The sequence below is a fragment of the Ruegeria sp. BG11 genome (assembly GCF_056538565.1).
This window is the reverse complement of record NZ_JBQFTH010000006.1, coordinates 50,185-65,543: the sequence shown is the minus strand read 5'-3', so window position 1 is coordinate 65,543 and position 15,359 is coordinate 50,185. Positions and strand designations below refer to the sequence as shown.

Here is a 15,359-nt window from a genome sequence, read left to right as displayed (position 1 = left end):
AATACACGACTCCATGCCTAACTCGAACGGAACCGCCCGAACAGGAGCTTTCACATGCTGGACACCGCCTCTTTCCCGATCATGGCCAAATGGCCGCCGCAACACCCCGATCGCCTTCAGCTTTATTCCTTCCCGACGCCCAACGGAGTCAAAGCCTCGATCATGTTGGAAGAAACCGGCCTGCCTTATGAGGCACACAAGGTCACCCTGGCCGATGCCGATGTCAAAAGCCCCGAGTTTCTGTCGCTGAACCCCAACAACAAGATCCCCGCGATCATTGACCCCAATGGCCCGGATGGCACCCCCATTGGTGTGTTCGAGAGCGGCGCGATCCTGCTCTATCTGGCCGAGAAAACCGGGCAGTTCATTGGCCAATCCGCCACCGACAAGCATCGCATCACACAATGGCTGATGTTCCAGATGGGGGGCCTTGGGCCGATGCTCGGACAATTGGGCTTTTTCTACAAATTCGCTGGCAGCGAGATCGAAGACCCGCGCCCGCGCGAGCGCTATATCAATGAAGCCAAGCGCCTGCTCAACGTCCTGAACCAGGAACTCGAGGGGCAGGACTGGATCGCCGGAGACTACTCGATCGCCGATATGGCCATCGCACCCTGGCTGCGCGGGCTGGATTTCTATGGCGCTAAAGAGGTCGTTGGGTGGGATGACCACGCCAATCTCACCGCCTATCTAGATCGGTTCCTTGACCGCCCCGCCGTGCAAAAAGGCTTGGTGACACCCGCACGCGACTGACCCCAAAGGGGCTTGCCACCATCCCGGCGCGCAAGCCCTTTTCGCAAGCTAGCCCGGCAGTGCGCCGGTCAGAACATAGCGCAGGATCTCCACCACCTGGCGCGGTTCCTCCGCGACTGCCAGCGCGGCGGCATCGACCTCTTTCAACGCGTGCTGATGATCGGGGCCGTGCAGCACAATGATCGACTTGCCCAAAGCGGCGGCGTAGCCCGCATCAAAGGCGGCGTTCCACTGCTTGTATTTGTCGCCAAACCGGACAACCACAACGTCTGCGTCCGAGATTCCCTTGCGCGTACGGATCGCATTCACCATCGCGCCCTTGTGGTCGTGCCAATACTTGTTCGGCTCTGCGCCCAAGACGGCGACACCACAATCATCACTGGCCGCGTGATCGGTCACTGGGCTGCTGAACGTGACATCCAGCCCCTCAGCACCCGAAATGATCTGCTCGCGCCAATCGGTGTGAATCTCACCAGAAAGATAAACTTTCAACATCTTGCGTTTCCTCCCATGAAAAAGGGGCGCATTCGCCCCTTCATCTTTCTAAAAATCTTCTGACCGAGGGTGGATCACCCCTAGCCGCGCAGAACGCCGCCTGTAGCTTTTGACACCTTGGCGATTATCTTCTCAGCCACGGCCTCGATATCCTTTTCCTTCAGCGTCGCCTCTTTTGGCTGCAACCGCACGGTGATGGCCAGAGATTTCTTGCCCTCACCGAGGCTCCCGCCGATGAACTCATCAAAAACGCGAACGTCTTCGATCAGAGCCTTGTCGGCCCCCGCCGCAGCGTTCACCAAAGTCAGAGCTTCGACAGTATCATCGACCACAAAGGCAAAGTCACGCTCGACGGCTTGCAGATCGCGCAGTTCCAGCGCGGCGCGGGTTGCGCCAGATTTACGCGGCAGCGGAACCTCATCCGGCCAGATGGTAAACGCCATCGCCGGACCTTTGATATCCATCGCCTGCAGGATGCGCGGGTGCAATTCACCGAACACGCCCAGAACCTTTTTCGGACCCAAGCAGATCTTGCCGTGACGACCCGGATGCCACCAGGCGTCACCGTCGCGCAGAATCTGAACCTTGGCGGGTGCGCCGATTGCGGCCAGAACCGCCTCGGCATCCGCTTTGGCATCAAACAGATCAACAGCGCGAGACGCGCCGTGGACGTCTTTAGGACCGTTGCTGCCAACAAGCAGGCCGGAAATCTGTGTCTTTTGATCACCGGGCTCGCCGTCATGGAAGACCGGGCCGACCTCGAACAAGGCCACGTCAGCATAGCCGCGCGCCTGATTGCGCGCCGCCGCTTGCAGCAGGCTGGGCAACAGGTCCGGGCGCATGTGGCTCATCTCGGACGAGATCGGGTTTTCCAGACGCGTTGCGTCATCTCCACCGCCGAACAGCGCAGCAGAGGCCTGATCAATGAAGGTATACGAGACGCATTCGTTATACCCCAACGCGGCACAGGTACGTCGCGCCATCGACTGACGACGCTGTGTCGGGGTCATTACGGGCTTGGGAATGCCATCGGTCACGCGGGGCAAGGGCTTGCCCTGCAGCTTAGTCAAAGACGCGATCCGCGCGACCTCTTCCACCAGATCGGCCTCGCCCATTACATCTGGACGCCAGCTGGGCACATGCGCCATCTCGCCTTCCAGACGGAAGCCCAGACGGGTCAGAGTCTGGCGCTGCTCGCTTTCGGGAATATCCATCCCGACCAAAGACTGCACACGCGCCGCATCCAACTTGTAGGCCCGTGCATGGTTCGGAGCCTTGCCGGCCTCAACCACTTTGGATACCTCACCGCCGCAGATATCCAGGATCATCTGCGTCGCCTGCTCCAACCCTTCCAGCGTGTATTCCGGGTCGATACCGCGTTCGAATCGATATCGCGCATCCGAGTTGATCTTGAGTGCACGACCGGTCAGCGCGATCTGCACGTGATCCCAGAACGCGCTTTCGAGGAAGACGTTCACTGTTTCTTCGGTGCAGCCGGTTTCCTCACCGCCCATGATACCGGCGATGGATTCAGGGCCATTGTCGTCCGAGATCACCATCATGCCGGGTTGCAGCGTGTATTCTTTCTCATCCAGCGCCACCAGTTTCTCACCGCCGTTGGCACGGTGAACGCGCAGATTGCCCTGCACCTTGTCCGCGTCAAACACATGCAGGGGGCGGTTCTGGTCGTAGGTCATGTAGTTGGTGATATCGACCAAGGCCGAGATCGGACGCAGGCCGATTGCCTTCAACTGATCCTGCAACCACTGCGGGCTGGGGCCATTCTTGACGCCACGAATCAGACGGCCTGTGAAATGCGGCGCGCCGTCCAGCGTATCCTCATCAATTGTCACCTTGATCGGGCTGTCGAAATCGCCGGGTACCGGCGCATAGGCGCGCTCTTTCAGCGTGCCAACGCCGCGCGCGGCCAGATCTCGCGCAATCCCCGCCACGCCCAACGCGTCCGGGCGGTTGGGGGTGATCGCGATCTCGATCATCGGATCGATCTTGGACGGGTTATTCTCGGCCAGCCAGTCGACGAATGTGTCGCCAACCTCGCCCGAAGGCAGTTCGATGATGCCGTCATGCTCATCCGACAGCTCCAGCTCGCGCTCCGAGGCCATCATGCCAAAGCTCTCAACGCCCCGGATCTTGCCGACGCTGATGGTGATATCCAGACCGGGGATATACATGCCCGGCTTGCAGACAACGACCGTAATGCCTTCGCGCGCGTTTGGGGCGCCGCAGATGATCTGCAGATCGCCCTCATCCGTCGCCACCGTGCAGACGCGCAGCTTGTCGGCGTCGGGGTGTTTCTCCGCATGTTTCACATGGCCCAAGGTAAATCCCGCCAGACGGTCCGCCGGGTTCACGACCTCTTCGACCTCAAGGCCAAGATCGGTCAGCGCCTCAGTGATCTCTTCAACCGACGCATCGGTGTCGAGGTGGTCTTTCAGCCAGGACAGAGTGAATTTCATTGCTCGGGGCCTTTTTTGGCAAACATCCAGTCGGCACAGGCAATGACAAAGAATGCGCCAAGGTGCAAGCGCTGCGGGTCACGGATAGGTGGGGGTGCGGCCCAAAAGCTCGTCCAATTGCCGCCCGATCCAGCCATGCGGGATGAAATGCCCGCCCGGATGGGTATCCAGCACCACCTGCCCCTGCGCGCAATCGGTCCATTCCACCCGGCTGAGGGTCAGGATCGGCACCACGCTCCAATCACCGCGCGGGGTCGCGTCGTGGCAGTTGTATTTCGCACGCCAAAGGGCCACCGGATAGGTCGTGTCGCCATTCGCGCCATAGGGAAAATCCATCACTGTATCGCTGAGGCCATGCACATGGCGCGCCTCACTCGGGGCTTCGGGGCAATCCTCGGTCTGGCGAATGCTGCCGGCAACGGCCAGCAGGGCGGCAACGTCGTTGCCCGACTGGCACACATAGCGCCACGCCATCGCGCCGCCGAAGGAATAGCCCGAGACATAGATACGCTCCGGATCAACCGGATAGCGCCTGGCGACATCCTCCAACACCTGGTCAGCAAAGGGCACATCACCCGTGCCCGAGGTCCAGAAATCCCAGCTTTTGCCCAGCCCGTTCGGGGCCACCAGCAATACGCCCCGCAGCTTGGTCGCCCCGGCAATGCGTTCATGGTTCACCACCACAGTGCCCTGCCGCGCCCAGCCGTGGAAATGCAGCAATACGGGCAGAGGTGTTTCGCCGTCCCACCCCTCAGGCTCCAGCACATGGTACGAGCGGTCGCCGACCTCACAGGCCGTATCGCCATGGCAATCGGATTTCCAAGGCCCCATAGCGAGGGCCGGGGTTGAGGTCAGCAGCAGAAGAAGCAGTCGATAAATCATAGGCCGGAGCCTAGCCGCCTGACGCCAACTGTCACGTCACAACCCTGTGGGAAGCTGTAACAAGTCGCGCGATCGCCCATTGGCCATATCAGATCACGAGCCGCACTATCGCCAGACCGCGGGATGGCGATCCTTGGTCTGTATAGAGCACTTTATGCCAGCCAAATCCGAGCACCGTTCGAGCGGTGCGCGGGCGGAGGCAAATCGCCAGCCCGTGCGCGCGGTCTGGCGATAGCGCGGCGGCCTATCGGCTTTTGCTCCGCACTTACCTTTTGTACCATCCGATGAGTTTCTTAGTTTTCCACAACTGAGATTGTTGATCTTTCAGTTCGCGCATAGCTCTTTCTCGCTGACGCTCAGCTCGGTGGTGTGCCAACATAAAGAGACCAAGCGTCGGTGTTGAAACAATCAATACAATTCCAGATACCCAACCCGGCACAATGTTTAGGATCACAACAAACCCTGAGAGCCATACAAAATGTACGGCGGCTCCAACCCAAAGCCCATGTCTGCTCGCGAGAGCAAAGCACCAGTCGTAGTACTTCGAGAGGTACACCCTAAAAAGGTACACTTACCGCGACAAGCCACCATGCAGGTTCGGCATATCCAGCGCCGCGAACCCATAGTGCCGCAGCCAGCGCAGGTCGGAATCAAAGAACGCCCGCAGATCAGGAATGCCGTATTTCAGCATCGCCAGACGGTCGATGCCAATCCCGAACGCAAAGCCCTGATAGACGTCAGGATCAATCCCTCCGGCGGCGATCACCTTGGGGTGGACCATGCCGGAGCCCAGAATCTCCATCCAGTCGTCGCCCTCGCCGATCTTCAGCTGACCGTTATCCCATGAACAGCGGATATCGACCTCGGCCGACGGCTCGGTGAAAGGGAAGTGCGAGGCGCGGAAGCGCAGCTCGACATCGTCGACCTCGAAGAAGGCCTTCACGAACTCTTCCAGAACCCACTTCAGGTTCGCCATCGAGATGTCTTTATCAATCGCCAGCCCCTCGACCTGATGGAACATCGGCGTGTGGGTCTGGTCATAGTCGGCACGGTACACACCGCCCGGACAGATTACGCGGATCGGTGCGCCCTGCAACTCCATCGAGCGGATCTGCACCGGAGAGGTATGCGTACGCAGCACATGCGGCGGGCGATCATCGCCCTCGCCGCGATGCATGTAGAACGTGTCCATCTCGGCCCGTGCAGGGTGGTGACCGGGGATGTTCAGCGCATCAAAATTATACCAGTCGTCCTCGATTCGAGGTCCTTCAGCCACGGCAAAGCCCAGTTCGGCAAAAATCGCGGTCAGCTCCTCGGTCGCCTGACTGATCGGGTGGATCGAGCCCTCACGGCGCGCGCGGGTCGGTAGGGTGACGTCCAGCCATTCGGTGCGCAGACGCTCATCCAGTGCGGCGTCGGCCAGAGCGGCCTTCTTCGCGGAGAGCGCCGAGTTGATCTCATCCTTCAGGGCATTCAGCGCGGGGCCTGCGACCTGGCGTTCCTCGGGCGTCATCTTGCCTAGCTCGCGCATCTTCAGCGCGACCTCGCCTTTTTTGCCCACGGCAGCGACGCGGATCGCCTCAAGCGCGTTCTCGTCGCCGGCCTCGGCGATTTGGCCCAGATATTTTGCCTTAAGATCGTCCATGACGCCCTCTGAATTTGGTCGCCAACCTGCTATCGGGCCAGCCCCGCGAATGCAAGCGGGACCGGGCGGATCAATAGCTGTATTCGGGGAAAATCCGGGTCAGGTCGCCGTTCCAGTCGCCATTGTAGTGTTCCAGCAACTCATCGGCAGGCACCTTGCCGGTGTCGATGCTTTCCTTCAACGCGTTCAGGAAATGTGTCTCATCCGGGACCAGACCGCCAGCACCGGGGAAAGCACGGGCTTTCAGACCGGCCTCAGAGATCGCCACGACCTCACGCGCCAGATCGTGCATGTTGATGTCTCCGACCTGGGCCTGCAGGCCTTTGACCGCCGCCTGAACACGCAGTTCCTCGCGGGTTTCAGCATCCCAGCCTTTGACCAGATCCCACGCCGCATCCAACGCGGTTTGGTCATAGGTCAGGCCGACCCAGAAGGCCGGCAGCGCGCACAGACGACGCCACGGACCACCATCGGCACCGCGCATCTCCATGAATTTCTTGATCCGCGCTTCGGGGAAAGCCGTGGTCAGATGGTCAGCCCAATCGGACAGAGTCGGTGTCTCACCCGGCAGAGCGGGCAGCTCGCCCTCCAGGAAGTCGCGGAAGGACATGCCCAGCGCGTTGATATACTGGCCGTCGCGATAGACGAAATACATCGGCACATCGAGCGCGTATTGCACGTAGCGCTCGAACCCGAAACCCTCTTCGAACACGAAAGGCAGCATGCCGGTGCGCGCATCGTCCAAATGCCGCCAGATATGGCTGCGCCAGCTTTTCTGGCCGTTCACCTTACCTTCAAAGAACGGAGAGTTTGCGAACAGCGCGGTCGCCACCGGTTGCAGCGCCAGTGCCACGCGCAGTTTCTGCACCATGTCGGCCTCGGAGCCGAAATCGATATTGACCTGAACCGTGCATGTGCGGCGCATCATGGCGCGGCCCATGGTGCCGACTTCTTCCATGTAGTCGTTCATCAGCCGATAGCGCCCCTTGGGCATCAACGGCATCTCTTCATGGGTCCAGATCGGAGCAGCGCCCAGACCGATGAAGCCCACGCCGATCTCATCGGCGATATCCTTCACCTCGCGCAGGTGGGTGTTCACCTCATCGCAGGTCTCGTGGATCGTCTCGAGCGGAGCGCCTGACAATTCCAGCGCGCCGCCGGGTTCAAGGCTGACATTTGCGCCATCTTTTTCAAGACCGATCAGGTGGCCCGCTTCGCGCACCTCGGCCCAGCCATGGCGGTCGCGCAGCCCTTCAAGCACCGCAACAATGGACCGTTTGCCTTCGAAAGGCAGCGGTTTGAGGGTGTCTTTGCAATAGCCGAACTTCTCATGCTCGGTCCCGATACGCCAATCGGCCTTGGGCTTGCAGCCCGATTCCAGATATTCGGCCAATTGCTCGTGGCGCTCGATCGGACCGCCGCCGGACTGAGGGATGGACATGAACCGATCTCCGATCCTGATGTGTCTGTCTTATCGGTCAGTCCTGAGCGCAAACCGCGCCAGTGTCAATGCAGCCGAAGGTGGGCCGGGCGTGAGGAGGTTTTTTCCCAGATCACCACCGGATGGCGCGACCCGCCGTGGAGTTCGGCCAGCATCTGTTGCGTTTTCAACCCCGGCAGCGCCGAGAACACATCGAACAGCGCCTCGGCCCCTTCTGCATTCACAGGAATGTGAAGCGTCGGTTGCCCCGGTTGGTCCAATACCCAATGCGCCGGGCTTGAGGTCGGATCAAGCGCGAGTCGCTCGATCTCGCGCGTTGCCACCATGCCGCCATCCAGCGGGCCGAGATAGGTGATCTGCCCCTCGTCGACGCTGACCACGCCCTGCCCGCCTGCGTCGGTGCGGAACCGGGCACGCTGCACGCCGATCACGGCCAGAGCGACTGCGACAGCCACCAATACCCAGCCCAGAACACCCAGCAGACCGCCGGGTCCACTGACCCAGCTGAGGCCCAGAACCAGAACAAAACCGGCAGCGACAACCTCGCGCCAGCGCCAGAGGGCCAATTTGGCTTCGGGTCGAATGAAACTCATATCGGTGTTCCTGTTTCAGCGCTTGGACGTGATGGGCGATCCCCAGTCCCCTCAAAATCGGCCCGAGCGGAGCATAGTTCAAGAGGGTTCTTCGTATCTCGGACTAGTCCCGGAAGGCGCGATCTTTGACGCGGATCACCGGTTTGGTCAGATACTCCAGCACCGTCTTCGGCTCAGACAGCATATCGACCTGCGCAACCATGCCGGGGATCACGTCCAGTTTCTGCCCATCCGCATCGGTCAGAGAGCCGTCCAACTGGATTTCGACCACATAGACCGAGGTTTCCCCATCCGGTGCCAGAATCGTATCCGCGCCGATCCGTGTCACCCTCCCATCCAGCGCGCCATAGCGCGAGGCATCATAGGCCGTGATACGGACCTTCACATCCTGATCGGGCCGGATTAAGGCAATGTCATCGGGGGCCACATAGGCCTCGACCGTGACGGTGTCGCCAAAGGGCACGATCTCGGCCACGGTCTGGCCTTGCTGCGCCACTCCGCCCAGCGTCGAAATCAACACCTGGTTGACCACACCTCGCGCCGGGGCCCGGATTTCCGCACGCGCCAGTCGGGCCTGAAGCGCAGGAATGCGGGTTTCAAGCGCAGCCAGCCCGGCCTGCGTTTCGGTCAACTCCCGGTTCGCGATCGAGCGAAATTCACGCTTGCGGGCGACAATCTGGCTGTCGATCTCGGTCAGGGCAGCCTGCGCCATCAGGATGCGGTTTCCGGCGTCACTTAACTGCCCGTTCTGGCGGCTGAGTTCCCGGCGCAGGTCGATCATGGCGATGGGGCTTTCGATCCGACGCTCGACCAGAGGCTGGATCACGCCGATCTCTTCCTCCAGCAGGCCGATGGTCTCATTGTTCACATCCTTGCTGATCCGGGCGGCCTCGATCTCGGCCAGCTTGATCTCACGCCGGGCGTCCAGAACCTCAAGATCGGCGGTCAGATGTGCTGCCATAGCCAGGAACAGATCCCGTTCCGCGTCGAGCAGTTTGCCCTCGACTCCCTCACGATCAGGCATGTCGAACGGCTCTCCGGCAATCTGCGCCTCAAGCCGGGCGCGGCGCAGGCGCAGGGCGGTGGCCTCGGATACGGCGGTGTCCAGCTCGGCCCGCAACAGCGCGGGGTCGAACCGCATAAGGACATCCCCGGCCTCAACCGTGTCGCCGACGCGGTTGTTGATCTCGGTGAAGGTACCGGTTTGCGCTGCCTGAACCACCTGCACAAGCTGCGAGGGCACCACGCGCGCCTCGGCCCGCGTCACATCGTCGATCTCGGTGAAATAGGCCCAGGTCAGCACAACGGCCAGCAGGGTCACGACCGACAAGAGTATCAGGCCACCGGCTGCACCGCGCCTGCCGCGCAGCTCGCGCGCTGTAGCTGTGAAATCAGCACCGGCCATCCCTACGCCTCCTTCACGGCGCGTGCCGCAGGGCGGTTGCGGACCAACATATCGTCCTTGCTGCCGTCATAGGTGACTTTGCCACCGTTCAGGACAATCACCCGGTCCACCAATTGCAACAGGCTGGTTCTATGCGTCACCAGCACCAGCGTCCGGTCATCCGACAGCCAGCCTTTCAGGTTCTCGATCACCTGCGATTCCGTCTGCACATCCATGCCCGAGGTCGGCTCGTCCATCACAAGTGTCGGTGGATCGCCAATCAGTGCGCGCGCGATGGCCACCGCCTGACGCTGCCCGCCAGACACACCTGCACCGCCCTCATGCACCTGCATGTCGTAGCCATGTTGATGCGCCGCCGCGATACGGTCGGCCAGAGAGATGGCGGCCTTGCTGTGAACCTCATCATCCGTCACCCCAAATCGTCCTGCGTTGATGTTTTCGCGCAGCGTTCCCGAGAACGGCCAGCAATCCTGCAACACCGCCCCGATATTGCGCGTCTTGTCCGCAGGATCCACGGCGCGGGCATCCAGACCGTCCAGCAGAACCGCGCCGTCATCGGGTTCGTAGAGGCCCAGAACAAGGCGCGCCAGAGTGCTTTTGCCCGACCCGACAGGGCCGAGAATGGCAACCTTCTCACTGGGCTTGATGGACAGGTCGATATCCTTGAGGATCGAACCCAACGCCTCATCATAGGCAAAGCTGACGCCTTTGAATTCGATCTGCCCCGCGATCGTGCGGCGCGAAAGATAGCGGCGACCGGCCTCACGCTCGACCTCCTGCTGCATCAGCGCATCGATCTGGCCATAGGCGACCCGTGCCTGATTCAGCCGCGTCAGCACCTGCGCCAATTGCGACAGCGGGGCCAGTGTCTTGCCCGTCTGGATCACACCGGCGATCAGCGCGCCCATCGAGATCACCCCGTCCCGAATCAGGAAAACGCCATAGAACACAATGGCGACCTGCGCGATCTGTTGCGCCAGAAGCGTCAGGTTCACCGTGCCCTGAGACACCAACCGCGTCTTGCCAGAACTGTCCGCTTGCGCCCGCACTGTATCGTCCCAGCGGACGCGCATGACCGGTTCCGCCCCGGTTGTCTTGAGCGTCTCCATCCCCGTCAGAGTTTCCATCAGAACCGATTGTTTGGTCTGCCCATCAACACTGGATTCGCGCGCATAGCGGCTGAGGAACGGCTGCGCCAGCAGGCCGGACAGCAAAGTAATCGGCACCTCAATCGCCGGGACCAGCGCCAGCGGCCCGCCGATGGCCCAGATCACCCCGATGAACACCGGCAGGAAGGGCAGATCGACCAGCGCCACCAACGAGGCCGAGGTGAAGAAATCCCGCACCACCTCAAAATCCCGCAGGATCGATGCCATGCGCCCGTTCTGCCCGCCCCGCGCTTTCATCTTCAGCGCCATGAGTTGGTTGAACAGACGCTCGGCAATCTTCATATCCGCGCGTTTTCCGGCCGTGTCGATAAAGCGCGACCGCAGGTTCTTGATCAGAAAGTCGAACAGCAGCGCGAACCCGACCCCGGCGACCAGCGCCAACAGGCTATCCACGGCCTCATTCGGCAGGATGCGGTCATGGACCACCATGGTGAACAGTGACGTCGCCAGCCCCAGAATACTGGTCACCATCGCCGCGAGGATGATCTGAACATACACGCCACGCAGATCGCTGAACGCCGACCAGAACCAATGGCCTTGCGGGGTCGTGCGATCTTCGTCCGAGCGGCGGGCGCGTGACGCGCGCAGGATCCAGCGCGCTTTGGCAATGCGTTGGTCCTTGCGTCGCCAGATCTGAGGCTCCGACGATCCGCTACTGGCGTCAATGACCAGAAAACGGTCCTTGTCTTCGCGGTCGAGGACCACAAACGGCACCCCATCCGCGTCGAAGGCCAGAACCGGGAACAGGATCGGGTCCAGCTTGGTCAGCCGTGCCTTGCCGAAATCAGCCTTGTATCCTGCGGCCTCAAGCGCGCTGACCGCGTCCTTGACTGCGTATGTCTCACTACTGCCTTTGAAAACGCGAAACAAATCCGCCTCGGACAGCCCGTGGCGCAACCGCTCTGTCAAAAGCTGAAGATGTGTGATCAGCGGGTCTGTGGCGGTTTGGGTCATGGGGATACCACAAGGTTGGGTCGGTCGGCTGTGCGACGCCCAGCGCATCCAGAATGTCGCCCGTCACCGCAAGCACCTCATATTCGGCCCGGCGCGCATGGGCCTCAAGCTGGATGACCCGGACCTGCGCCAGGTTCAGCTCGCGCAGAGCGTCCAGAATCTGCACGATGGTCGAACGCCCGATGTTGAACTGCCCCCGCGCGGCATCAAGCGCCTGTTCGTTAATTTCAACGGCGCGGCGGGCCGTCGCAAGACGCCGCTGGATCGAATTCGTTTCCTCCAGAGCCTGTGACAGATTGCGCTGTAGTTCTCGGCGCAGCTCTTCTGCATCGGCCTCACTTTGCTGCAGATTGGCCCGTGCCGTTTCCACATTGGCGCGGGCAGATCCACCCTGATAGATCGGAACATTCACACCCAAACGGGCCTGCGCCCCGTTGTCGATACTGCCTTCGTTGAAGTCGGTCTCGAGGATCGCGGATAGGGTTGGGCGCGTCGCACGCTCGGCCACGACAACCTCTTGCTGGCGCACCTCACTGACGGCGACCTGTGTTCGTAGACGCGGGCTGCGTTCGACCATAGCCTGCGAGGTTGTGCCCGCCAGAACCGGAGCCGGAGGGATGGTTGGAATGGCACTCGGGCGGCTACCGAACACTTCGATCCAGATGGCGGTTGCCAGTTCGACATCTGTTTCGGCCTGCGCCAGCTCGGTTTCTGCATTGGACTGGCGGCCCTGACCGGCCAGCAGATCCGCCACCGATCCGGCACCGGCATCGAACCGGGATTGCAGATCGCTGACCAGTGCCTCGGTACGTTCAAGGTTCTGCCGGGCCTGCTCTTCAAGACGCCGGTTGCGGTCAAGGTCGATGATGGCCTCAATCGCCTCAAAGCTTTGGGCGCTCAGCTCGGACAGCTCGCTCAGCCAGGTCTGGCGCGCCTCGATCTGGCGTAGCCCAACACGTCCTGAGACCTTGCCCCCGTCATAAATGATCTGGCTCAGGCGTAGAATTGGAACCGTATCCCCTTCCGACGTCAGAGAGGTCTCGGCGTTCAGCTGGGGCCGGAACGCGCCCCTTTCGGCCTCGATCCGCGATTGGGAAGCCAGAACATTGGCAGTTCCGGCCGCAGTCGTCGGAGAGGTGGCGACGGATCTACGCACCAGCTCGGCAAATTCCGTGCGCGCGACACTACCATTCAGGTTGCTTCGCGCCGCCACGGGCTGCGCGACGGGTTCGGCCGCAGGGTCAAACGACTGCGTGCCCTGCAAATCCTCACTGCACCCCGCCAAAACGATTAAGGTCATCACAACCGACAACCAAGTCTTCATGGTGCCAATGCTCCTGGTTTCAATTCAACTTTGAATAGCAACAAATCGGTTAAAAGATTCTTAAGAACCGCTGGGACAGCTCAGCGTCCCGGCTGACCGGTTCACCTATCTCGCCAACACAAGCTGGGTCCTTCCAGTTGCCAAAGATGTGACCTTCAACGATAGGAAAAACTGAAAACCTCAGCAGCAACTGACGTAGACTCAGGAATGGTACGTCGCCCTGCAGCAAAACGATACTTTGACAATCCAGTGTCATTTCGGCCAGCCACAACAATCCAAATGACCCCAAGGCACATATTTTGCAAAAACCATTGTCGAACAGGCGCCACCAGCGCGAACAAACACTGTCCTGAGCGAGAGGTTGCAGCTTGGTGGAAAGAATTCGAGCCTTTCGGACGGAAAGATCCTATTTTTTAGTGGTGTAGCTAAGACAGAAATCCGTCATTTCTTACAGGGGCGCTTCAGAACCAATCCCCTAAGGCCTGCTGCCACATGGTCAATGCAGCCACCGCCGCTGTATCAGCGCGCAGGATTCGCGGGCCGAGGCTAACCACATGTGCGAAGGGCAGTGCGGTCAAACGGGCGCGTTCTTGGTCCGAAAACCCTCCTTCGGGGCCAATTAGAATGGCCCAGGGCTGGCCTTTTTCCTGCGCGGCCAATCGTAGGGCTGAACCGACCTCGGCCTCATTGCAGAACATCAACCGCCGATCCTGAGGCCAATTCTCCAGCACGCGGTCAAGTTTTTGCAGATCCGCGACCTCGGGCACAAAGGTACCGCCGCATTGTTCGGCGGCCTCAACCGCATGCGCCTGAAGCCGGTCTTGCCGGATACGCTCGGAGTTTGTGTACTCTGTCTGCACAGGTAGAATGCGCGCGGCCCCCATTTCTGCGGCCTTCTCGACAATGAAATCCGTGCGCGCCTTTTTGATTGGTGCAAACAGGAACCACAAATCCGGCGGCAATTGCAAAGGCTTGGTCTGCTGCAGGCAGGACAGAACGCCGCCGCGCTTGCCCGCCTCAGAGACTTCGGCCAGCCATTCGCCATCCCGGCCATTGAACAGCGCAATCTGCGCGCCGACGGATTGCCGCATCACGCCGAACAGGTAATGCGCCTGCTCACGCGTCAAAGGAACCGATTGCCCCTGACCCAAGGGCTGCTCTACATACAGTCTGATCTTCGCACTCATGAGACCCTACATATGCAAGGCAATGCTCCAACACCAGACGGTCAGGTCGCTGATGCTGTCTCCGGCAATTGGGTGGACACTCGCGCGCCCACCTTCACCCGCCCCTACCTGCGGTTGAGCAGGGCGGACCGGCCCATCGGAACGTGGCTGTTGCTGATCCCCTGCTGGTGGGGGCTGGCGCTGGCGATCCTCAGCGATGGCACGCCACGGTTGGAGGATGCATGGATCGCGATCGGCTGTGCTATTGGCGCCTTTTTGATGCGCGGCGCGGGATGCACGTGGAACGACATCACCGACCGCCATTTCGACGCGCAGGTCGAACGCACAAAATCCCGCCCGATCCCCTCGGGTCAGGTTAGTGTGCGGCAAGCCGTGATCTGGATGGGTCTGCAGGCGCTTATATCGCTGGGGATTCTGCTTAGTTTCAATACTGGAGCTATCCTCATGGGCGTTCTGTCACTGTTGCCAGTTGCCCTCTATCCCTTTGCCAAACGCTTCACATGGTGGCCGCAGGTGTTTCTGGGACTGGCCTTCAACTGGGGGGCGCTGCTGGCCTGGGTTGCCCATACCGGATCGCTGGGCTGGCCTGCGGTGATGCTGTATCTGGCGGGTATCGCGTGGACGCTGTTCTACGACACGATTTATGCGCATCAGGATACCGAGGACGACGCGCTGATCGGCGTCAAATCCACCGCGCGGTTGTTTGGGGCGGATACGGCCAGATGGCTCAAGTATTTTCTGATCGCCACAGTCTCGCTGATGGGGCTGGCGATCATCGACGCAGGTGTGCCGGAGTCGCCGTTCTGGATTGTCACGATTGCATTGGGCGGGCCATGGGCCATGGGCTGGCACATGTTGTGGCAGCTGCGCAATCTGAACATCGAGGACAATGCCAAACTTCTGATGCTGTTCCGGTCGAACCGGGATACCGGCCTAATTCCGCTGATCTTCCTCTGCGTCGCGCTGCTGCTCTGATTGCACCTGCGCGCCGGGGTCTGTACAACCCCGCCCAAACGCCCGAGGAGTCTGAAGCC

Annotated in this window: 12 protein-coding genes; 2 read left to right on the top strand and 10 right to left on the bottom strand. The window is 60.8% G+C overall.

Annotation, left to right across the window (positions count from 1 at the left end; all coding sequences use genetic code 11):
• Positions 1-54: 54 nt before the first annotated feature.
• A complete protein-coding gene (locus ACR0JF_RS11205) occupies positions 55-753 on the top strand; it encodes a glutathione S-transferase N-terminal domain-containing protein (protein ID WP_170553782.1) in 699 nt (232 codons plus the stop codon).
• Positions 754-801: 48 nt separating this feature from the next.
• Here the strand turns inward: ACR0JF_RS11205 and ACR0JF_RS11200 are convergent, their stop codons facing one another.
• The 10 genes from ACR0JF_RS11200 to ACR0JF_RS11155 form a co-directional block, all read right to left on the bottom strand.
• On the bottom strand, positions 802-1,248 hold the full coding sequence (locus ACR0JF_RS11200) for a YtoQ family protein (RefSeq protein ID WP_170379140.1): 447 nt from the start codon (positions 1,246-1,248) through the stop codon (positions 802-804).
• Positions 1,249-1,328: 80 nt separating this feature from the next.
• Positions 1,329-3,725 carry a phenylalanine--tRNA ligase subunit beta gene (gene pheT / locus ACR0JF_RS11195; protein ID WP_170661256.1) on the bottom strand — a complete coding sequence of 799 codons (2,397 nt, stop codon included), beginning with the start codon at positions 3,723-3,725 and terminating at the stop codon, positions 1,329-1,331.
• Positions 3,726-3,803: 78 nt separating this feature from the next.
• Complete coding sequence (locus tag ACR0JF_RS11190; RefSeq protein WP_170661257.1) at positions 3,804-4,607, bottom strand: alpha/beta hydrolase family protein; 804 nt, start codon at positions 4,605-4,607, stop codon at positions 3,804-3,806.
• A gap of 571 nt (positions 4,608-5,178) precedes the next feature.
• Complete coding sequence (gene pheS / locus ACR0JF_RS11185) at positions 5,179-6,252, bottom strand: phenylalanine--tRNA ligase subunit alpha (protein ID WP_170661258.1); 1,074 nt, start codon at positions 6,250-6,252, stop codon at positions 5,179-5,181.
• A 70-nt stretch (positions 6,253-6,322) separates the two neighbouring features.
• Entirely contained in the window at positions 6,323-7,693 is a 1,371-nt protein-coding gene (locus tag ACR0JF_RS11180; protein ID WP_170661259.1) for a glutamate--cysteine ligase, read from the bottom strand.
• Between the two features lie 65 nt (positions 7,694-7,758).
• Positions 7,759-8,286, bottom strand: coding sequence for a hypothetical protein (locus ACR0JF_RS11175; protein ID WP_170661260.1), 528 nt, complete (start codon positions 8,284-8,286; stop codon positions 7,759-7,761).
• Positions 8,287-8,389: 103 nt separating this feature from the next.
• Positions 8,390-9,691: an HlyD family type I secretion periplasmic adaptor subunit gene (locus tag ACR0JF_RS11170; protein WP_170661261.1), complete on the bottom strand. Its 1,302-nt coding sequence runs from the start codon at positions 9,689-9,691 to the stop codon at positions 8,390-8,392.
• Positions 9,692-9,693: 2 nt separating this feature from the next.
• Complete coding sequence (locus ACR0JF_RS11165; RefSeq protein WP_170661262.1) at positions 9,694-11,814, bottom strand: type I secretion system permease/ATPase; 2,121 nt, start codon at positions 11,812-11,814, stop codon at positions 9,694-9,696.
• The gene (locus ACR0JF_RS11160; protein ID WP_170661263.1) at positions 11,705-13,138 is read right to left on the bottom strand and encodes a TolC family protein; all 1,434 of its coding nucleotides are present in this window, start codon (positions 13,136-13,138) and stop codon (positions 11,705-11,707) included. The genes ACR0JF_RS11165 and ACR0JF_RS11160 overlap by 110 nt, the downstream gene beginning before the upstream one ends.
• 461 nt (positions 13,139-13,599) lie before the next feature.
• The gene (locus ACR0JF_RS11155) at positions 13,600-14,325 is read right to left on the bottom strand and encodes a 16S rRNA (uracil(1498)-N(3))-methyltransferase (protein ID WP_170661264.1); all 726 of its coding nucleotides are present in this window, start codon (positions 14,323-14,325) and stop codon (positions 13,600-13,602) included.
• Between the two features lie 12 nt (positions 14,326-14,337).
• On the opposite strand from ACR0JF_RS11155, the gene ubiA reads away from it, so the two are divergent.
• The gene (gene ubiA, locus ACR0JF_RS11150) at positions 14,338-15,300 is read left to right on the top strand and encodes a 4-hydroxybenzoate octaprenyltransferase (RefSeq protein WP_170661265.1); all 963 of its coding nucleotides are present in this window, start codon (positions 14,338-14,340) and stop codon (positions 15,298-15,300) included.
• Positions 15,301-15,359 lie beyond the last annotated feature (59 nt).